Source organism: Streptomyces sp. NPDC051211, assembly GCF_040689505.1.
Classification (GTDB): Bacteria; Actinomycetota; Actinomycetes; order Streptomycetales; family Streptomycetaceae; genus Streptomyces.
The window spans coordinates 404,508-422,425 of sequence record NZ_JBFBAV010000002.1; the positions used below are offsets into that span (position 1 = coordinate 404,508).

Consider the following 17,918-nt stretch of genomic DNA (forward strand, 5'->3'; position numbering starts at 1 on the left):
CATGGCGGCAGAGGAAGGGAGCAGACGATGGCCCTGTTCAAGAAGAGGCAGGTCGGCAAACCGGGTGAGTGGTACTACTGCCTGGTCCACAAGAAGGTCGAGGAAGGCCCCGAGTGCCCGGCCAAGGACCGGTTCGGGCCGTACGCCACCCCGGAGGAGGCGGCGCACGCCATGGAGACCGCACAGGAGCGCAACCTGGAATGGCAGACCGATCCCCGGTGGAACGACACGTCCCGCGAGGAGGGCGAGGGAACCCCCGGTTCCGCGAGCTGACCCTCTCCCCTCACCAGCGGCTGGGCGGCGGCGCGGTCAGCTGATCGGCCAGCCGCGCCAGCCGGTCCCGGAAGCGGCGCGGGCCGCGCTGCACGGGCAGGCTGTTCTCCCCGGCCGCCGCGCTCACCAGGTGCTGCACCGTGTCCAGGTCCAGTTCCGCGCCCGCCGGCACCGACAGCCCCTCGTGCGACAGCGTCCCCAGCTCCGGATCCCCGCCGTCCAGGGACAGCACCGTCGCACCCGCCCGGCGCGCCCCGTGCACCCGCTCCAGCAGCCCCTCCTCCGGCCGCTCCGGCGCCACCACCAGCAGCGTCTCCCCGCGCCCGGCCGCCTCCAGCCGCCCCAGCCCCACCGACAGGTGCGGCGGCGCGCCGGGCCCCACCCGGTGCCGGACCAGCGTCGGGGCCAGCGCCGGCAGCCCGGACCAGGCCGCCTCGTCCACCAGGTGCGCAGCCAGGTGCCAGGGCTCGTACTCCTCGGTCCCCACCAGCAGCAGACCGCCGCCGGACGGTACGACGGACCGCCGCAGCGAACCGGCGAACCGGCGCGCGGCCCCGGGCCACTCGGTACCGGCGAGCACCTCGCGCAGCAGCGCCACCCTGACGGCATCCATGCGCCGCATCCTCCCGCACGCGTGGCGCACACGGGAACAGTTGCCCCGGCCTCACCCGTTCGGCCTCGCGCTACCCGGCAGTACCCTCGGCCCCATGACCTCCACAGACAGCAACAGCAAGCCGCCGGCCAAGGACCCCTGGGACCTGCCGGACGTGTCCGGGCTCGTCGTCGGCGTCCTCGGCGGCACCGGCGACCAGGGCCGCGGCCTGGCCTACCGGCTCGCCCGGGCCGGCCAGAAGGTGATCATCGGCTCCCGGGCGGCCGAACGGGCCGTCGCCGCCGCCGGCGAACTCGGCCTCGGCATCGAAGGCGCCGACAACGCCGACTGCGCCCGCCGCAGCGACGTCGTGATCGTCGCCGTGCCGTGGGACGGCCACGCCAAGACCCTCGAAGCCCTCCGCGAGGACCTCGCCGGCAAGCTCGTCATCGACTGCGTCAACCCGCTCGGCTTCGACAAGCAGGGCGCCTACGCCCTCAAGCCGGAGGAGGGCAGCGCCGCCCAGCAGGCCGCCGCCCTGCTCCCCGCCTCCCGGGTCTCCGCGGCCTTCCACCACCTCTCGGCCGTCCTGCTCCAGGACGAGTCCATCGAGGAGATCGACACCGACGTGATGGTCCTCGGCGAATCCCGCGCCGACACCGACCTGGTCCAGGCCCTGTGCGCCCGCATCCCCGGCATGCGGGGCGTCTTCGCGGGCCGCCTCCGCAACGCCCACCAGGTCGAATCCCTGGTCGCCAACCTGATCTCGGTCAACCGCCGCTACAAGGCCCACGCGGGCCTGCGCGTCACGGACGTCTGAGGTCCTTACGGGAACACTGCGGGCCATGGGGGACACTGGAGGGGCAGTACCCCGCCCAGTGTCCCCGAGGAGCCCCCGACCCATGCCCCGCCTTGCCGTGTTCGCCCTTGTCGTCTGTGCGCTCTCCGTGGCCGCAGCCGTGGTCGCCTTCGTGGAGGGCAGCTTCCTCGGGATCATCTGGGTGCTCCTCGCCGGGGTGACCTCCAACCTCGCCTGGTTCTACCTGCGCAAGGCCAAGGCCGAGAAGGCCGCCGCCGCCCGGGTCAGTCCGTGACCTGGCAGACCTCCGGGGCGTCCTGCCAGAAGCGGTAGAGGTCCCAGCCGCAGTACGACTCCAGGTCCGACACGCCGAGGCCGCCGAGCAGGCCGTGCACGGCGTCGAAGAAGAACCGGTTGACCTCCGGGATCCACAGCAGCGCGAACACGGCGATCAGGCCGAACGGCGCCAGCGGCTCCACCTGCCGCCGCACCTTGTACGACAGCCAGGGCTCGATCACCCCGTAGCCGTCCAGGCCGGGCACCGGCAGGAAGTTCAGGATGGCCGCCGAGACCTGGAGCAGCGCGAGGAACGCCAGCGCGAAACGGAACGGGAACGGCACCCCGTCGAGCGCGTCCAGCCAGAACGGCGCGGTGCAGACGGCGGCGAACGCCACGTTGGTGAGCGGTCCCGCCGCCGAGATCAGGCTGTGCCTCCAGCGGCCCCGGATCCGGCCGCGCTCGATGTACACGGCCCCGCCGGGCAGACCCAGACCGCCCAGGATCACGAACAGCACCGGCAGGACGATGCTGAGCAGGGCGTGCGTATAGGCGAGCGGATTCAGCGTCAGGTACCCCTTGGCGCCGACCGAGAGGTCACCGCTGTGCAGGGCGGTCCGGGCGTGCGCGTACTCGTGCAGGCACAGCGAGACGATCCAGGCCGAGGTCACGAACAGGAAGATGGCCAGGCCCGTGCTGTTGGCGTAGCCGGTCCACACGGCCCACCCGGTCACCGCCATGATCGCCACGATGCCGAGGAAGACGGGACTGATCTGCCGCTCGCTGCGGCGCGCCGAAGGAACCATGCGCCGCAACATACCCGGCCTCCGTACGGCGCCCGCAGGGGGTGTCGGCCCTTAACTCGCTACGGGCTCTCGGCCGCGGCGGGGACAATGGGTCGGTGCGTTACGCGATTCTCGGGAGTGCCCAGGCGGTCCGTGACGACGGGAGCCCCGTCGTCCTCGGCGGCGCGCGGCTGCGCGCCCTGCTGACCGCGCTCGCGCTGCGGCCCGGGCGGGCCGTGCCGGCCGAGGTGCTGGTGGCCGAACTGTGGGGCGGGGACGGGGACCGGCCCGCCGACGCGGTCGCCGCCCTGCAGGCCCTGGTCGGCCGGCTGCGGCGGGCCGTCGGGCACACGGCCGTCGCCTCCGCCGGCCGCGGCTACCGGCTCGCCGCCGACCGCGAGGACGTCGACCTGTTCCGCTTCGAGGACCTGGCCCGCTCCGCCGCCCGCGAACTGGAGGCCGGCCACCCCGGCCGGGCCGCCGAGTTCTACGGGCAGGCCCTCGCGCTGTGGCGGGGCCCCGCCCTCGCCGATCTGCCGGACGCCGGCCCGGAGGCCGCCCGCTGGGAGGCCGTACGCCTGGACGCCCGCCGGGGCCGGCTCGCCGCGGCCGTGGCCCTGGGCGAGGCGGACCGGTCCCTGCCCGAGCTCACCGCCCTGTGCGCGGAACACCCCCTCGACGAACGCCTGCAGGCCCTCCGGATCCGGGCGCTGCGCGATGCCGGGCGCCCGGCCGAGGCCCTCGCCGCGTACGAGGAGGTCCGCAGGGACCTGGCCGACCGGTTCGGCACCGACCCGGGCCCGGCCCTCCAGGCCCTGCACACCGAGCTGCTGCACCCGGGCCGGACCGCCCGCTCGGCCCCGGCGGCCCCGGCGGCCCCCACCGCCCCGGCCCTCCCGGCCGAGCCGGCACCGGAGGCGTCCGAACCCGCCGGGAACCTGCGGGCCCGGCTCACCACCTTCGTCGGCCGGGAGGACGACATCCGGGTCATCGGGCAGGACCTCGCGCGGGGCCGCCTGGTGACCCTGCTCGGCCCCGGCGGAGCCGGGAAGACCCGGCTGTCGCAGGAGGCCGCCGAGGCGCACGGCGCGGCCGGCCGGCCCGACGGGGTGTGGCTGGTCGAACTCGCCCCCGTCGACGACCCCGAGGACGTCGCCGAAGCCACCCTCGCCGCCCTCGGCGCCCGGGAGACCAAACTCCGCGGCGGCGCGGCCGAGGAACTGCGGGCCCTGACCGACCGGACCGGCGACGACCCGCTGGAACGGCTCGCCGAGTTCTGCGCCCGCCGCCGGCTCCTGCTGATCCTGGACAACTGCGAGCACGTGATCGGCGCCGCCGCCCACCTCGCCGAGGAACTCCTCGCCCGCTGCCCGGGCGTGACCATCCTGGCGACCAGCCGGGAACCCCTCGGGGTGCCCGGCGAACTGCTGCGGCCGGTGGAGCCGCTGCCCGACCCGGTGGCGCTGCGCCTCCTCCAGGACCGCGGCGCGGCCGCCCGCCCCGGCTTCAGCGTGGAGGACGATCCGGCCGCCGCCGTGGAGATCTGCCACCGGCTGGACGGGCTGCCGCTGGCCATCGAGCTGGCGGCAGCCCGGCTTCGGCTGCTCAGCCCGCGGCAGATCGCCGACCGGCTCGACAACCGGTTCCGGCTGCTGACCAGCGGCAGCCGGACCGTGCTGCCCCGCCAGCAGACCCTGCGCGCGGTCGTCGACTGGTCCTGGGACCTGCTCGACCGGAACGAGCGGACGGTGCTGCGCCGGCTGTCGGTGTTCGCCGGCGGCTGCGACCTGCCCGCCGCCGAAGCCGTCTGCGCCGACGGGCCGGAGGAGAGCGCCGACCTCGCCGGCACCCTCGGCGCGCTCGTCGACAAGTCGCTGGTCGTCGCCACCCCCACCGAGGAGGGGGAGATGCGGTACCGGCTGCTGGAGACCGTCGGGGAGTACGCCGCCGAGCGACTGGACGAGGCTCCCGGCGACCGGACCGATACCGAACGGCGCCACCTGGTCCACTACCGCGAACTCGCCCGGACCACCGAGCCGTCGCTCCGCGGGCGCCGGCAGCGCGCCGCCGCCCGGACCATCGCCACCGAGTACGAGAACCTGCGCACCGCGCTGCGCCGGGCCATCGCCGCACAGGAGGCCCACGAAGCGCTCTGCCTGGTGCACAGCCTCGTCTGGTACTGGCACATGCACGACCTGCGCTCCGAGTCCCGGCACTGGTCCGAGGCCGTGGCCGCGCTCGGCCCCGACCCCTTCCGGCAGCCCGTCGTACCCGCCCTGCCGGTGTACGAACGGGTCGTCGACACACCCCCGCCCTACGAAGGCGAGCTGCTCACCGAAGCCTGGCGCGGCATCCAGATGATCCGGCTCGCCGCCCGCGACCAGAACAACGACAGCTGGGACTCGCCGGAGGTCCGCGCCCAGGTGGACGGCATGATCACCGCCTACTCGCCCGGCCTGCCGCAGACCTGCCGGGTCCCCGCCGGGCTGTGGATCTACGCCGTGATGATCGCCGGGGACCCGCGCCTGCTGCAGCGGGTCGTCGACGCCACCGTGGACACCGCCCGCAGCCTCGGCTACCGCTGGGAGCTGGCCTCCGCCCTGCAGCTGCGCGCCAACGTGCTGGCCAACCGCGCCGCCTGGGCGGGGGACGCGGCCCGCGACGCCGAGGAGAGCCTGGCCGTGTTCCTGGACTTCGGCGACGACTGGGGGTGCGCCGAGGCGCTGTCCGCGCGCGCCGAATCCCGGGAGAAGCGCGGCGAGTACGCCCTCGCCGCCGAGGACTTCCGCGCCGCCGTCGGGCATGCCCGACGGCTCGGCGCCAAGGCGCAGGTCGCCGTCCTGCGGGTACGGCTGGCCGGGGCGCTCATCGAACAGGGGGAGGGCGCGGAGGCCGAGGAGATCCTCACCGAGGTCGTCGGCACCCGCCGGCAGTACAGCAACGAGGCCATGCCGGCCGCCCGGATGTTCCTCGCGACCCGGCTCGGCCGGACCGGCCGGATCGAGGAGGCCCGCGCCCACCTGCAGCACCTGCGCGAGGAGTTCGCGTTCGGCGCGTACGCCATCTTCGACGGCTTCCTGCTCGGGGTGACGGCCTGGCTGGACAACCAGGAGGGCAAGTACGAGCACGCCCGGGAGGTCCTGCGCGAGGCCCTGACCATCGTCCAGGACCCGCTCGCCCTGATGGTGGCCCCGCAGATGTCGGCGGTGTACCTGATGACGGCCGCCGGTGCGCTGGCCGGGCTCGGCGGCCCGGAGCGGGCCGCCGACGCGGCCCGGCTGCTCGGCGCCTACCGCGCCCTCCTGCCGCCCGCGCACGTGCCGGTCGCCACCGAACGCGAGGGCTCCGCCTGGGCCGAGGAACTGGCCCGGAAGGTGCTCGGCGACGCCGCGTACGAGGCGGCGTACGCCGAAGGCGGCGGCCTCACCCTGGAGGAGGCCACCGCCCTCGTCTGACCTGGCCGGTCCGGATCGTATGACGCGATCCGCCGGACCGGAGGTCAGGTCTTGCTGCGGAACTTGCGGACCGCCAGCGGAGCGGTGACCGCGGTGATGCCGACCGCCCAGGCCAGGGTGACCAGGACCGGCTGGGCGACGGCACCCTGGTCGTTGATGAGGGCGCGGGCCGCGTCGGCCAGGTTGGACAGCGGGTTGACGTCGGTGAACGACTGCAGCCAGCCCGGCATCGAGGTGGTCGGGGCGAAGATCGAGCTGCCGAACTGGAGCGGCATCAGGACCAGCATGGCCATGCCCTGGACCGCCTGCGGGGTCTTCATGGCGAGACCGAGCAGGATGAAGATCCACATCAGCGAGGCGCCGAAGATCATGGACAGCACGACCGCGCCCAGCAGCTGGAACACCGAGCCGTGCAGGGTCAGCCCCAGGATGAAGCCCATGATCAGCAGGATGGTCATGGCGACGAGCATCCGGCCGATCTCGACCACGATCTTCGCGATGAGCACCGAGGACCGGGCGATCGGCATGGACCGGAACCGGTCCATCACGCCCTTCTTGAAGTCGTCGTTGACGCCGGTGCCCACCGCCATGGCGATGTTCATGCCCATCATGGCCATCAGGCCCGGGATGAGGTAGTTGACGTAGACGTCCTGGTTGCCCTTGCCGGAGATCGCTCCGCCGAAGACGAACACGAACAGCAGCGTGAAGATGATCGGCATGAACAGGACGTCGAACATCGACTCCGGGTCCTGCTTGATCTGGAGCGTGTTGCGGCGCACCAGCGCGCCGATGTGCCGCAGGTGGGCCCGGAGGCCGATCCGGCCCTCGGCGGGCGGGGCCGCCGCCGGGGCGGTCGCGGGCACGGCGTCGGCGGGCTTCGTGGTGACGGTGCTCATGCCGCGACCTCCTCGTTCTTCCGGTGCTGCGCGTCGTCCGTGTGCTCGGTGTGCTCGGCCTTGTGGCCGGTGATGGAGAGGAAGACCTCGTCCAGGCTGGGCAGATAGGTGCCGAGGTCGGCGATCCCGTACCCGCGGGCGGCCAGCAGGCCGACGACGGCGGTCAGCTGCTCGTCGCTGAGGATCGGGACCAGGAGCACGCCCTCGTCCGGCACCGCCTGGGAGCCGGCCACCCCGTCCAGGCCGGCCTCGGCCAGCGAGCGCGCCATGCCGGGCAGGTCGGACGGGTCCACCGGGCGGATGCGGAGGGTGCGGCCGCCGACCCGGGCCTTCAGCTCGTCCACCTTGCCGTTGGCGATGACCTTGCCCTTGTCGATGACGGTCAGCTCGCTGGCGAGCTGCTCCGCCTCCTCCATGTACTGGGTGGTGAGCAGCACCGTCGCCCCCTCGGCGACCAGCCGCTGGACCTCGTCCCAGACCTCGTTGCGGGTCCGCGGGTCCAGGCCGGTGGTGGGCTCGTCCAGGTAGATCACCGCCGGGTTGCCGATCAGCGAGGCGGCCAGGTCCAGGCGCCGCCGCATACCGCCGGAGTAGTTCATGGCGGGCTTCTTCGCCGCGTCGGTGAGCGAGAACCGCTCCAGCATCTCGTCCGCGCGGCGGCGGGCGTCCTTGCGGGAGAGGTCGAGCAGCCGCCCGATCATGTACAGGTTCTCCCAGCCGGACAGCTTCTCGTCGACCGAGGCGTACTGGCCGGTCAGCCCGATGGTTCGGCGCAGCTGGCGCGGCTGGCGGACCACGTCGTAGCCGGCGACGACGGCGTGGCCGGCGTCCGGGACGATCAGGGTGGACAGGCAGCGCACCAGGGTGGTCTTGCCGGCGCCGTTCGGGCCGAGCACGCCGAGGACGGTGCCCTCGCGGACCTCCAGGTCCACGCCGTCCAGTGCTTTGGTCTCGCCGTAGTGCTTGACCAGTCCCCGGACCTCTACGGCGTTCGTCCCGCCGCTGTGGGGGTTCTTGTCGATTCGCGTCATGGCCCCCATGAGAACAGCCGCCACCGACAACGCACCGACAGGCTGCCGACAGCCCCCCGACACGGAGGTGTCGGGGGGCTGTCGGACCCGGAAGGCGCTAGTGCACGCTGTGCTCCTCCTGCGGGAACGTTCCGCCGACGACGTCCTCGGCGAAGGCCCTGGCCGCGTCGGTCATGGTGCCGCGCAGGTCCGCGTACTGCTTGACGAACCGCGGCATCTTCCCGCCGGTGAGGCCCATCATGTCGGTCCACACCAGCACCTGGGCGTCGCACTCCGGGCCGGCGCCGATGCCGACCGTCGGGATGTGCAGCGACCGGGTCACCTCGGCGGCCAGCTCGGCCGGCACCAGCTCCAGGACCACCGCGAAGGCGCCCGCGTCCTGCGCCGCCTTCGCGTCCCGCAGCAGCTGGTGCGCGGCCTCGTCACCGCGGCCCTGCACCCGGTACCCCATGGCGTTCACGGACTGCGGCGTGAGGCCCAGGTGGGACATGACCGGGATGCCGGACTGCACGATCAGTTCGGTCTGGCGCAGCGAGCGCTCGCCGCCTTCCAGCTTGACCGCGCCGACTCCGGCCTCCTTGACCAGCCGGGTGGCACTGCGCAGTGCCTGGACCGGGCCCTCCTGGTACGACCCGAACGGCATGTCGCCGATGACCAGGGCCCTGCTCGTGCCGCGTACGACGGCCGCCGACAGCATGGTCATCTCGTCCATCGTGACGGGCACGGTGGTGTCGTAGCCGAGGTGGCAGTTGCCCATCGAGTCGCCGACGAGGATGACCGGGATGCCGGCCCCGTCGAAGACGGACGCGGTCATCGCGTCGTAGGCGGTGAGCATGGGCCACTTCTCGCCGCGTTCCTTGGCGAGGGTGAGGTCGCGGACGGTGATGCGCCGGGTGCCTTTGCCTCCGTAGAGGACGGGGCCGGCAGCTTCGCGCGCAGGCGAAACGGGGGCATGCGTCATTGCAACTGCTCCTTGTGTCATCTCGAGGCGCCCTGACGGCGTCCCCGGACTCACCCACCATGGTTGCACCAGCCCGGCCCGCGGCGGAAGTGCCGGAGGGCCCATGTGGCCGGAGCGACGGCCGGATGGGCGGCACGCGCGAGCGAATGTGCGCGTTTCGTGACAAGGGGAACCCTTGTGCTGGGGCCCTTCGTCCTCCCCGACGTACGGACCGGAACAGACGGCACGGAAGGCTCCGGATATCGCCTAGGGTCAAGGGGCGGAGACGGAGCGCGAGCACGGCAGCGAGGGCAGTGGCATGGCACAGGCGTATATGACGGACACCGGGAACGGCGGCTCGGACCACGAGCCCTCCGGATCCCGCGTCCGGCGCCGGCTCGCCGAACTGCGCACGGATCCCGAGATCTGGCGGCGCGGGATCGTGCTCGCGGCGCTGGGCGCGCTGATCTCGCTGGTGATGATCTTCCACGCGCACCTGCCGAACGACGTCGGCAACACCGGCAGCCTCATCGAGACCTTCCTCCCCTGGCTGGGCGTGGCCGTCCCGCTGCTGCTGGCGGGCGCGGTGATCCGGAAGTCGGCGACCGCCCTGCTGTCGATACTGCTGACCGCCGTGGTCTGGCTGAACCTGTTCGGCGGGCTGGTCACCGACAAGTCCGGGGGCGGCGGCAACCTGACCGTGGCGACCCACAACGTGGACGCCGACAACATGGACCCGCGGGGCACCGCCCGGTCCGTGGCGACGTCCGGGGCGGACGTGCTCGCCCTGACCGAGCTCAAGGCGAGCGCGGTGCCCGTCTACGAGCACGCGCTGGCCGCCACGTACCCCTACCACGCCGTCGAGGGCACGGTCGGGGTGTGGAGCAAGTACCCCCTGACCAGCACCTTGCCGGTGGACATCAAGATGGGCTGGACGCGGGCGATGCGGACCACCGTGAAGACCGAGCAGGGCCAGGTGGCCGTGTTCGTCGCCCACCTGCCCTCGGTACGGGTGAAACTCAACGCCGGCTTCACCGCCAACCAGCGCGACAACAGCGCCGAGGCGCTCGGTCAGGCGCTGGCCGCCGAACCGCTGCGGAAGGTCATCCTGCTCGGCGACCTCAACGGCACCATGAACGACCGGGCCCTGTCCCCGGTGACCTCGCAGATGCGGTCCACGCAGGGCGCGGCCGGCGACGGCTTCGGATTCAGCTGGCCGGCCCAGTTCCCGATGGCCCGGATCGACCAGATCATGGTCCGCGGCATCAAGCCGGAGGCCTCCTGGACCCTGCCGCGGACCGGCAGCGACCACCTGCCGGTCGCCGCCCGGGTCACCCTGAAGCCGTAACGGCTCACCCGTGGCGGCTCACGCCGTGGCGGGCGGCGCCGGCGTTCCTTCGGGGTGCGGAGCCCGCTCCCGCCAGCCGTTGGTGATGGGCAGGCGGCGGTCCTTGCCGAAGCCCTTGGCGGAGATCTTGGTGCCCGGAGGGTACTGGCGGCGCTTGTACTCCGCCGTGTCCACCATGCGCAGGGTCTTCGCCACCAGCTCCGGGTCGAAGCCGGCCGCCACGATCGCGTCCATCCCCTGGTCCCGGTCGACGTACCGCGCCAGGATCGCGTCCAACACCGGGTAGTCCGGCAGCGAGTCGGTGTCCACCTGGCCCGGGCGCAGTTCGGCGCTGGGCGGCTTGTCGATGGAGCTCTCCGGGATCGGCGGGGTCTCGCCGCGCTCTTCGGCGGCCCGGTTGCGCCAGCGCGCGAGGCGGAAGACGTCCGTCTTGTAGACGTCCTTGATCGGCCCGTACGCGCCGACCGAGTCGCCGTAGAGGGTGGAGTAGCCGACCGCCAGCTCGGACTTGTTGCCCGGGGCCAGCACGATGTGGCCCTCCTGGTTGGAGACGGCCATCAGCATCGTGCCGCGCAGCCGGGACTGCAGGTTCTCCTCGGCGAGTCCGGTGAGCCCCAGCGCCCCCATGTACGCGTCGAACATCGGCTCGATGGAGACGGTACGGAAGTTCAGGCCGGTCCGGCGGGCCAGCTCGGCCGCGTCGCCCCTGGAATGGTCCGAGGAGTACTTGGAGGGCATCGAGATGCCGTACACGTTCCCGGCGCCGACCGCGTCGCAGGCGATCGCGGCGACGAGGGCGGAGTCGATCCCGCCGGACAGCCCGATCAGGACCGAGCTGAAACCGTTCTTCCGGACGTACGCGCGCAGGCCGGTGACCAGCGCCTCGTACACCTCCTCGTCGCCGTCCAGCCGCTCGGCGTAACCGCCGGTCACGGTCGGCTCGTACGGGGCGAGGGGCTCGGCGGAGAGGACGACCCGGTCGATCCGCAGGCCGTCGTCGACCACGCCCTCCGGCGCGTCCGGGGCGGCGGCCGGCAGGTCCAGGTCGATCAGCACACAGCCCTCGGAGAACTGCGGGGCCCGGGCGAGGACCTCGCCGTCCCGGTCGACGACGATGGAGTCGCCGTCGAAGACGAGCTCGTCCTGGCCGCCCATCATCGCCAGGTAGGCGAGGGTGCAGCCGGCCTCCTGGGCGCGCTTGCGCACCAGTTCCAGACGGACGTCGTCCTTGTCCCGCTCGTACGGCGAGGCGTTGACCGAGATCAGCAGGCCGGCCCCGGCGGACCGGGTGGCCGGGACCCGGCCGCCGTCCTGCCAGAGGTCCTCGCAGATGGCCAGGGCCACGTCCACGCCGTGCACCCGGATCACCGGCTGGGTGACGCCCGGCACGAAGTACCGGAACTCGTCGAACACCCCGTAGTTGGGCAGGTGGTGCTTGGCGAACCGCAGCACGATCCGGCCCCGGTGCAGGACGGCGGCGGCGTTCTCCGGGGCCCCGGCCGGCCGGCCGAGCCTGGGCCGGGCCTTCTCGGCCCGGTCCAGGTACCCGACGATCACCGGCAGCTCCCCGAGCCCCTCGTCGGCCAGCCGCGCGGCGAGCCCGCGCAGGGCGGACCGGGAGGCTTCGACGAAGGATTCGCGCAGTGCGAGGTCCTCGACGGGGTATCCGGTCAGCGCCATTTCGGGGAACGCCACCAAGTGGGCGCCCTGCTCGGCGGAGTGCCGGGTCCAGTGCACGATCGAGTCGGCGTTGGCCGCGATGTGGCCGACGTGCGCGTCGATCTGATTCAGCGCGAGGCGAAGTTGAGGCACGGACCCAGTGTAATCGTCTTTCTGACGCGATGTCCTGGGATCCGGCCGGACGGCCTCCGCCTGCCCCTCGTCAGCTGAGGTTGCCGGACCAGATGGCGCCCTCGTAGGCGACCGGGCCGGGGGCGATCTCGAACTGGATGCCCTTGGTGTCCTCGGCCAGGCCGTAGCCGAAGATGCCGGTGGCCGACTGGCCCGGCAGCAGCGAACCGTCGAAGGGCTTGTACACCTCGTTGTCGAACATCCGGCTCGCCTCCACGCCCTTGTCGTCGCGGGCGGACGGCAGCGCGAGCCGGACCTCGATCCGCTTGGCGGAGTTGTTGGTGATGGTCACGGTCACCTTCGCCGCGTACTTGGGGCGGTCGGGCATGTACCGGTTCTGCTCCGGCTTGTAGCCCTTGGCCTCCTTGACGGTGACCTCGACGCCGTCCTCGTAGCGGAAGGTCTGCCCGAAGGCGAGCGGGCGGGTCCGGCCGGGCAGGTCGGACGGCGAGGGCGAGGCCTCCGGCTCCGACGGGTAGGACCCGCCGGTCGGGGCCTCGTCGACCTCGTCGACGGCCCGCTCGATGGCGCTGTCGGCCTTCTCGTCCAACTCGTCGGCGAGCTTGGCGGTCAGGACGATGCCGACCACGCCGGAGGCGAAGGACAGTACGCCGAGCACGGTGCCGGCGATGGCCAGGCCCTTCCTCGGCGCGCCCCGGCGGGCCTTGACGATGCCGACGATGCCGAGGGCGATGGCGACGGCGCCCGCGCTGAAACCGAACGCGAAGAGGAAGGGGACGAAGCCGATCAGGAAGGCGAGGATGCCGACGACCAGCGCGCCGACGGCCAGGCCGTTGGTGTCGACGGGCGGAGCGAAGGGGCCGGCGGCGTAGCCGGGGTGACCGGTGGGGCCGACGTAGCCGGGGCCGCCCGGGTAGCCGGGGCCGCCGGGGTGGCCGGTGGGCGGGCCCCACTGGTGGGTCGGGCCGCCCGGTGCGCCCGGTGCGCCCGGTGCGCCGTAGGGCGGGGTGGGCTGGGCGGCGCCGGGGGAGGGCGGCGCGAAGGGGTTCGGCGCGGCGAAGCCGGGCTGGGGCGCGGGCTGCGCCTCCGGGGCGGCGGCCGGGGCCGGAGCCGGAGCCGGGTCGGGGGTCGGCGCGTCGGCCAGGGTCGGCTGGGGCTGCGGCTGCGGCTGGGGCTGCGGCTCGGGCGCGGGCTCGGGCGTGGCGGCCGGCGTGGGCTCGGGTGCCGGGGCTTCGGCCGGGGCGGGCTTCGCCAGGGAGAGCGTGGCCGGAGCCGGAGCCGGAGCCGGAGCCGGAGCCGGAGCCGGAGCCGGAGCCTGGTCGGCGGCCGGGGCCGGGGCCGGAGCCTGGTCGGCGGCCGGGGCCGGGGCCTGGTCTGCCGGGGCCTGGGCCTCGTCGGACGGGGCCTGGTCGGCGGGTATGGAGACGCCCTCGGGCTCCGTCGGCGGGCCGGCGGGCGGGGTGTTGCTGGACGGGTTCGAGGGCGTGCTCATGCCTGGGAAGAGTCCTTACGTGGCCGGAATTCGAGCTGAACGGCGCCCAGCCTGTCATGCCCCGGCCCGCCCTCAAACCCCGTTTGGCTCCGACGTTTCCGCGGACGGCCGAAGGGTTCCGGGGCCAACCCCCCGGAACCCTTCCTTCCGTTTACTGTCGCCGGTAGCCGAGGACCGTCATCATCCCGGCCTCCGCGTGGTACACGTTGTGGCAATGGACCATCCACAGCCCGGGGTTGTCGGCGTCGAAGTCCGCCGTCAGCGTCCCGTTCGGCAGGATCACCGCGGTGTCCTTGCGTGCCCCGCCCGGCCGCCCGCCCAGAGCGAAGGTGTGCCCGTGCAGATGGAGCGGATGCCACATCGTGGTCGAGTTGGAGAACACCAGCCGGACCCGCTCGCCCGCCTTCACCTCGTACCGCCGGTCCGGAGCGTACGGCTTGCCGTCGAAGGCCCAGTCGTACTTCGCCATCCCCCCGGTCAGCTTGATCTTCACGGTCCGGTCCGGCTCCCGGGCCGCCAGCGTTGCCGCCCCGGCCGCCTTCAGCCGGTCCGCCGTCAGCGGCGCGCCCGCCAGCTCCCGGGGCCGGGTCGCGGCCGTGGGCGCCGCCCCCGACCCGGTGCGCAGCAGCGCCAGCGCCGACGCCTTCTTGCCCTCGGCCAGCGCGGTCAGCGGGAACACCCCGTCGCCGGCCGTCACGAGGACGTCGTACCGCTCGCCCATTCCCAGCAGCAGTGAGCCGGTCTTCGTGTGCTCCACCGGGTAGCCGTCGGTGTGGGTCACCGTCAGTTCGTGGCCGCCGAGGGCGATCCGGAAGGCGGTGTCCCCGCCCGCGTTGACGATGCGCAGCCGGATCCGGTCGCCCGGCTTGGCGGTGAACACCGACGGGTCGTCCGCCGTCCGCCCGTTGACGAGGTAGTGGGGGTAGGCGACGTCGCCCGCGTCCGGGCCCAGTACGTCGCTGTCGAAGCCCATGCCGATCCGCGAGGGCCCCCCGGAGGAGGTGCCGGGGGTGGCGGCGCCGTGCCCGGATCCGTGTCCGCCGTGCCCGCCGCCGCTCATGTCCATGCCCTTGCGTAGCTCGGCGAGGACCGCGTCCGGCGTGGATCCGTCGACCCCGTCGACCCAGTCGTCGAGGACCACGACCCACTCCTTGTCGTAGGAGAGGGGTTCCTTCGGGTCCTCGACGATGAGCGGGGCGTACAGGCCGCGGTCCTGCTGGACCCCCGAGTGCGGGTGGAACCAGTACGTCCCGGGGTGCGGGACGGCGAACCGGTAGGTGAAGGAGCCGCCCGGCGCGACGTCCCGCTGGGTCAGGCCGGGCACCCCGTCCATGTCGTTGCGCAGGGCCAGGCCGTGCCAGTGCAGGGAGGTGGCCTCGGGCAGGTGGTTGGCCAGGGTGAGCGCGAGGGTCCCGCCGGCGGTGACCCGTACCTCCTGGCCGGGCAGCCGGTCCCCGTACGCCCAGGACCGGACCGTGCGGCCGCCGCCGAGTTCCAGCGGGGTGGCGGTCGCGGTCAGGCGGACCTCGCGGACCGGCCCGGTGGCATTGCGGGCCTTCTCGGCGGCCTGCACTTCGGGCCCGGCGGGGTCGACGAACCCGCCGGGGGCGGCGGCCTCGTTGCCGCCGTGGTTCATGCCCCCGTGGCCGGTGCCGCCGGAGGAGCTGCCGCCCCCGGTGGAGCAGGCGGCGAGCAGCCCGGACCCGGCGACGGCGAGACCGGCGCCGAGCACGGTGCGGCGGGTGGGGGAGGGGTGACGTGTGGGAAGAGAGCGCATGGTGCACCTCGTGAGGTGGTGAGGGGAGCAGGTGGGCACGTCTGCTGCCGGTCACCCCGCGGTCCGGGGGTACGACGGCAGCCGGGCCCGCGCCTATACGCGCAGCACCGCCAGCCGGGCGAGGAGCTCACGGCCCGTGGGCGGATCCGGTCCGCCCTCCACCCGTACGGCCGGCCCGCCCGGGGCCCCGCTCGGGGCCCGGCCGCGGACCCCGAAGGTCCGCCCGAGCAGGAACAGGGTCAGCCCGGCCAGTACGGCGAGGCAGACGGCCATCGGGTCCATCCCGGTCCCCGGGGGCGGCGTTTCGGCGCGCAGCAGCCCGGCCGGCGACTCCGGCCCGGCCATCGGCCCGGGCGCGGCCATCGGGTCCGGCGCGTGCCCGGTGTGCATCGCCGAGGCGGCGGAGGCGGCCGAGGCCGCCGAGGCAACGGAATGCCCCCCGGACACGTCTTCCATGACAGCAGACGCGTGCGACTCGGCGGGATGGCCCAGCGTGTGCATGGTCACGATGCCCAGCAGGAGGGCCGCGAGCAGCAGCAACCGGGACCACCGGGCGGCTCGCGGGACACTGCGCGGGGCAGGGCGCGTCATGAGCCGAACCCTACCCCGGGTGGGTATCCGGTCGCGGTATCGGACCCGGCCCTGCTTAGGATTAGTCACACTATGTCCACAAAAGGTACGCGGTCGATCGCCGCTCTCCTCGGTCTGAGCGCCGCCGCCTACACCGCGTGGGTGCTCGAAGTCGTCCTCTCCACCGGGCTGAACCCCATCGAGACGTACGTCAGCGAGCTCGCCGCCCAGGACCAGCCGCTCGGCGGCCTGTTCCGGGCCACCGACTTCGCCGCCGGCCTGTTCGCCTTCACCGGCGGCCTGCTCGCCCTGATCCGGCTGGCCAAGTACCCCGAAGCCCGCCGCCTGTGGTCCGTCATCGGCTGGCACGGGGTCGCCCTGTTCGGAGCCGCCACCGCGGCCGACGCCTGGCTGCCGCTCAGCTGCAAGCCCACCGTGGACCCCGCTTGCGCCTCCCGGGAGACCGCCGGACTGGTCCCCGCCACCCACCAGGCCCACGCCATCAGCAGCACCCTGGCCATGTGCGGCGCCCTCGTCGCCATCGTGGCGCTCACCGTCGCCGCCCGCCGCTACGGCTGGTTCGCCCCGCTCGCCCGGTTCGGGCCCGCCCTGGTCGCCCTGGAGCTCGCCGCCACCGCCTGGACGCTCGGCGCGATAGCCCTGTTCACCGCCGGACACGGCACCTGGGCCCTCGGCGCCGGCCAGCGCCTCCAAGTGCTGCTGGTCGCCGTCTGGCTGGGCGTCCTCGCCTGGTCCGTCCACAGGGAACGCCGCACATGAGCGCGGCGGGACAGGAAGGACAGGCGGGACAGGAAGGACAGGAAGGACGGGCGGGGCAGGCGGCCCCGGCGGGCCGGACGGGCCCGGCAGACACGGCAGGTCCGGCAGGAGCGGCCGACTCCCTGCGCTTCGAGGGCTTCGTCCGGGCCGGTGACGGCGGCCGCCGCGAGCCGGTGCCGCTGCACGTGCGCGTCGAGGGCCGCGGCCCGGTCTGCGTCCTCACCGCCGGACTGGCCATGAGCTGGTTCGACTGGGACCCCGTCGCCGAACTCCTCGCCCCGTACCGCACCGTCGTCCGCTTCGACCGCCCCGGCCACGGACTCAGCGCCCCGGGCGCCCGCCCGCCCACCGCCGCCGGCGAGGCCCACCGGATCGCCGCCCTGCTCGACGCGCTCGGCCTGCCCGGGCCGGTCACCGCGGCCGGGCACTCCCTCGCCGGATTCCACGCCGAGGCGTTCGCCCGGCTGTACCCGGACCGCACCGCGGCCCTGGTCCTGATCGACAGCAGCGTCGAGGAGACCGCCCGCGCAGGTGTCGCCGGCACCGCCGTGCGGACCGGCGCCGCCCGTGCCCTGGGCCTGGCCGTCACCGCCGCCGGCCTGCCGGCAGCTCTGGGCCCGCTGGTGCGCCGCGCCGCCGTACGGCTCTCGCGGACCGGCGGCGCGGACCCCGCCGCGCGGGACCTCGTACGCCGCTGCTACCGCACCGGCCGGGTCTGGCGGGGCGCGCTGCTGGAGAACGCCCGCTACCCGGACATGGCCGCCGGGATCCTCGCCCTGCGGGACACCCGCCCGCTGACCGTCCCGGCCACGGTCCTCGCGGCCCACGACGGCTCCGCGAGCCGCGGGGCCCTGCGCTGGCTCGCCCGTCAGGCCGCCCTCGCGGACACCCTCGGTGCCCGCTTCGAGGTGGCCGAACCGGCCGGCCACCTGGTCATGCTGGACCGCCCGCACGACATCGCGCGGGCGGTGCTGGAGGCGCCGGAGGTACCGCGCAGCGGCCGCCCTCACCCCTCCGACAGGTGAGTGGGCGCGGGGTGGAGCCCCGGAACGACGAAGGGGCGGAGCCCCCGGAACGGTGCCGCACGGCACC

The 17,918-nt window shown here is 73.8% G+C and carries 16 protein-coding genes; 7 read left to right on the forward strand and 9 right to left on the reverse strand.

Translation table 11 applies throughout. The features are described from left to right. Positions 1-27: 27 nt before the first annotated feature. Positions 28-273, forward strand: coding sequence for a hypothetical protein (locus AB0447_RS04840; protein WP_366475017.1), 246 nt, complete (start codon positions 28-30; stop codon positions 271-273). Between the two features lie 10 nt (positions 274-283). On the opposite strand, the gene AB0447_RS04845 is transcribed toward AB0447_RS04840, so the two are convergent. Then, positions 284-886, reverse strand: coding sequence for a hypothetical protein (locus AB0447_RS04845; RefSeq protein WP_366475018.1), 603 nt, complete (start codon positions 884-886; stop codon positions 284-286). A gap of 94 nt (positions 887-980) precedes the next feature. Here AB0447_RS04845 and npdG point away from each other — a divergent pair, with 94 nt between their 5' ends. Both npdG and AB0447_RS04855 read left to right on the forward strand, forming a co-directional pair. Further along, positions 981-1,685: an NADPH-dependent F420 reductase gene (npdG, locus tag AB0447_RS04850; RefSeq protein WP_366475019.1), complete on the forward strand. Its 705-nt coding sequence runs from the start codon at positions 981-983 to the stop codon at positions 1,683-1,685. 25 nt (positions 1,686-1,710) lie between these two features. After that, positions 1,711-1,959 carry a hypothetical protein gene (locus tag AB0447_RS04855; protein ID WP_366475020.1) on the forward strand — a complete coding sequence of 83 codons (249 nt, stop codon included), beginning with the start codon at positions 1,711-1,713 and terminating at the stop codon, positions 1,957-1,959. On the opposite strand, the gene AB0447_RS04860 is transcribed toward AB0447_RS04855, so the two are convergent. Then, positions 1,949-2,746 (reverse strand): site-2 protease family protein, encoded by a 798-nt coding sequence (locus tag AB0447_RS04860; RefSeq protein WP_366475021.1) that lies wholly within the window; start codon positions 2,744-2,746, stop codon positions 1,949-1,951. The two genes, AB0447_RS04855 and AB0447_RS04860, sit on opposite strands and share 11 nt — an antisense overlap. A gap of 95 nt (positions 2,747-2,841) precedes the next feature. Here AB0447_RS04860 and AB0447_RS04865 point away from each other — a divergent pair, with 95 nt between their 5' ends. Beyond that, complete coding sequence (locus tag AB0447_RS04865) at positions 2,842-6,180, forward strand: BTAD domain-containing putative transcriptional regulator (RefSeq protein ID WP_366475023.1); 3,339 nt, start codon at positions 2,842-2,844, stop codon at positions 6,178-6,180. 44 nt (positions 6,181-6,224) lie between these two features. Here AB0447_RS04865 and AB0447_RS04870 read toward each other — a convergent pair whose 3' ends face one another. The 3 genes from AB0447_RS04870 to panB form a co-directional block, all read right to left on the reverse strand. Then, positions 6,225-7,076, reverse strand: a complete 852-nt coding sequence (locus tag AB0447_RS04870; RefSeq protein WP_366475024.1) for an ABC transporter permease — start codon at positions 7,074-7,076, stop codon at positions 6,225-6,227. Further along, positions 7,073-8,107 (reverse strand): ATP-binding cassette domain-containing protein, encoded by a 1,035-nt coding sequence (locus AB0447_RS04875; RefSeq protein ID WP_366475025.1) that lies wholly within the window; start codon positions 8,105-8,107, stop codon positions 7,073-7,075. Before AB0447_RS04875 ends, AB0447_RS04870 begins: the two co-directional genes overlap by 4 nt. A gap of 97 nt (positions 8,108-8,204) precedes the next feature. Continuing rightward, positions 8,205-9,068 (reverse strand): 3-methyl-2-oxobutanoate hydroxymethyltransferase, encoded by an 864-nt coding sequence (panB, locus tag AB0447_RS04880; RefSeq protein ID WP_366475026.1) that lies wholly within the window; start codon positions 9,066-9,068, stop codon positions 8,205-8,207. Between the two features lie 298 nt (positions 9,069-9,366). Between panB and AB0447_RS04885 the strand changes: the two genes are divergently transcribed. After that, the gene (locus AB0447_RS04885) at positions 9,367-10,395 is read left to right on the forward strand and encodes an endonuclease/exonuclease/phosphatase family protein (RefSeq protein ID WP_366475027.1); all 1,029 of its coding nucleotides are present in this window, start codon (positions 9,367-9,369) and stop codon (positions 10,393-10,395) included. Between the two features lie 18 nt (positions 10,396-10,413). On the opposite strand, the gene AB0447_RS04890 is transcribed toward AB0447_RS04885, so the two are convergent. The 4 genes from AB0447_RS04890 to AB0447_RS04905 all read right to left on the reverse strand — a co-directional run bounded on the left by AB0447_RS04890 (position 10,414) and on the right by AB0447_RS04905 (position 16,067). Beyond that, complete coding sequence (locus tag AB0447_RS04890; protein ID WP_366475028.1) at positions 10,414-12,207, reverse strand: NAD+ synthase; 1,794 nt, start codon at positions 12,205-12,207, stop codon at positions 10,414-10,416. Between the two features lie 70 nt (positions 12,208-12,277). Next, complete coding sequence (locus AB0447_RS04895) at positions 12,278-13,699, reverse strand: DUF4190 domain-containing protein (RefSeq protein WP_366475029.1); 1,422 nt, start codon at positions 13,697-13,699, stop codon at positions 12,278-12,280. A 151-nt stretch (positions 13,700-13,850) separates the two neighbouring features. Then, on the reverse strand, positions 13,851-15,476 hold the full coding sequence (locus AB0447_RS04900) for a multicopper oxidase family protein (protein ID WP_366475030.1): 1,626 nt from the start codon (positions 15,474-15,476) through the stop codon (positions 13,851-13,853). A 93-nt stretch (positions 15,477-15,569) separates the two neighbouring features. Further along, the gene (locus AB0447_RS04905; RefSeq protein WP_366475031.1) at positions 15,570-16,067 is read right to left on the reverse strand and encodes a hypothetical protein; all 498 of its coding nucleotides are present in this window, start codon (positions 16,065-16,067) and stop codon (positions 15,570-15,572) included. Between the two features lie 72 nt (positions 16,068-16,139). Between AB0447_RS04905 and AB0447_RS04910 the strand changes: the two genes are divergently transcribed. Both AB0447_RS04910 and AB0447_RS04915 read left to right on the forward strand, forming a co-directional pair. Then, positions 16,140-16,826: a DUF998 domain-containing protein gene (locus AB0447_RS04910; protein ID WP_366475032.1), complete on the forward strand. Its 687-nt coding sequence runs from the start codon at positions 16,140-16,142 to the stop codon at positions 16,824-16,826. Continuing rightward, entirely contained in the window at positions 16,823-17,851 is a 1,029-nt protein-coding gene (locus tag AB0447_RS04915) for an alpha/beta hydrolase (protein WP_366475033.1), read from the forward strand. The genes AB0447_RS04910 and AB0447_RS04915 overlap by 4 nt, the downstream gene beginning before the upstream one ends. Positions 17,852-17,918: the final 67 nt, after the last annotated feature.

What these genes read in the sequence shown, in the direction of transcription:
- AB0447_RS04875 (WP_366475025.1), bottom strand. Translation starts at nt 8,107, where the DNA reads ATGACGCGAATCGACAAGAACCCCCACAGCGGCGGGACGAACGCCGTA.
- npdG (WP_366475019.1), top strand. Translation starts at nt 981, where the DNA reads ATGACCTCCACAGACAGCAACAGCAAGCCGCCGGCCAAGGACCCCTGG.
- AB0447_RS04870 (WP_366475024.1), bottom strand. Translation starts at nt 7,076, where the DNA reads ATGAGCACCGTCACCACGAAGCCCGCCGACGCCGTGCCCGCGACCGCC.
- AB0447_RS04900 (WP_366475030.1), bottom strand. Translation starts at nt 15,476, where the DNA reads ATGCGCTCTCTTCCCACACGTCACCCCTCCCCCACCCGCCGCACCGTG.
- AB0447_RS04910 (WP_366475032.1), top strand. Translation starts at nt 16,140, where the DNA reads ATGTCCACAAAAGGTACGCGGTCGATCGCCGCTCTCCTCGGTCTGAGC.
- AB0447_RS04885 (WP_366475027.1), top strand. Translation starts at nt 9,367, where the DNA reads ATGGCACAGGCGTATATGACGGACACCGGGAACGGCGGCTCGGACCAC.
- AB0447_RS04845 (WP_366475018.1), bottom strand. Translation starts at nt 886, where the DNA reads ATGGATGCCGTCAGGGTGGCGCTGCTGCGCGAGGTGCTCGCCGGTACC.
- AB0447_RS04860 (WP_366475021.1), bottom strand. Translation starts at nt 2,746, where the DNA reads ATGGTTCCTTCGGCGCGCCGCAGCGAGCGGCAGATCAGTCCCGTCTTC.
- AB0447_RS04905 (WP_366475031.1), bottom strand. Translation starts at nt 16,067, where the DNA reads ATGACGCGCCCTGCCCCGCGCAGTGTCCCGCGAGCCGCCCGGTGGTCC.
- AB0447_RS04855 (WP_366475020.1), top strand. Translation starts at nt 1,711, where the DNA reads ATGGGGGACACTGGAGGGGCAGTACCCCGCCCAGTGTCCCCGAGGAGC.
- AB0447_RS04840 (WP_366475017.1), top strand. Translation starts at nt 28, where the DNA reads ATGGCCCTGTTCAAGAAGAGGCAGGTCGGCAAACCGGGTGAGTGGTAC.
- panB (WP_366475026.1), bottom strand. Translation starts at nt 9,068, where the DNA reads ATGACGCATGCCCCCGTTTCGCCTGCGCGCGAAGCTGCCGGCCCCGTC.
- AB0447_RS04895 (WP_366475029.1), bottom strand. Translation starts at nt 13,699, where the DNA reads ATGAGCACGCCCTCGAACCCGTCCAGCAACACCCCGCCCGCCGGCCCG.
- AB0447_RS04915 (WP_366475033.1), top strand. Translation starts at nt 16,823, where the DNA reads ATGAGCGCGGCGGGACAGGAAGGACAGGCGGGACAGGAAGGACAGGAA.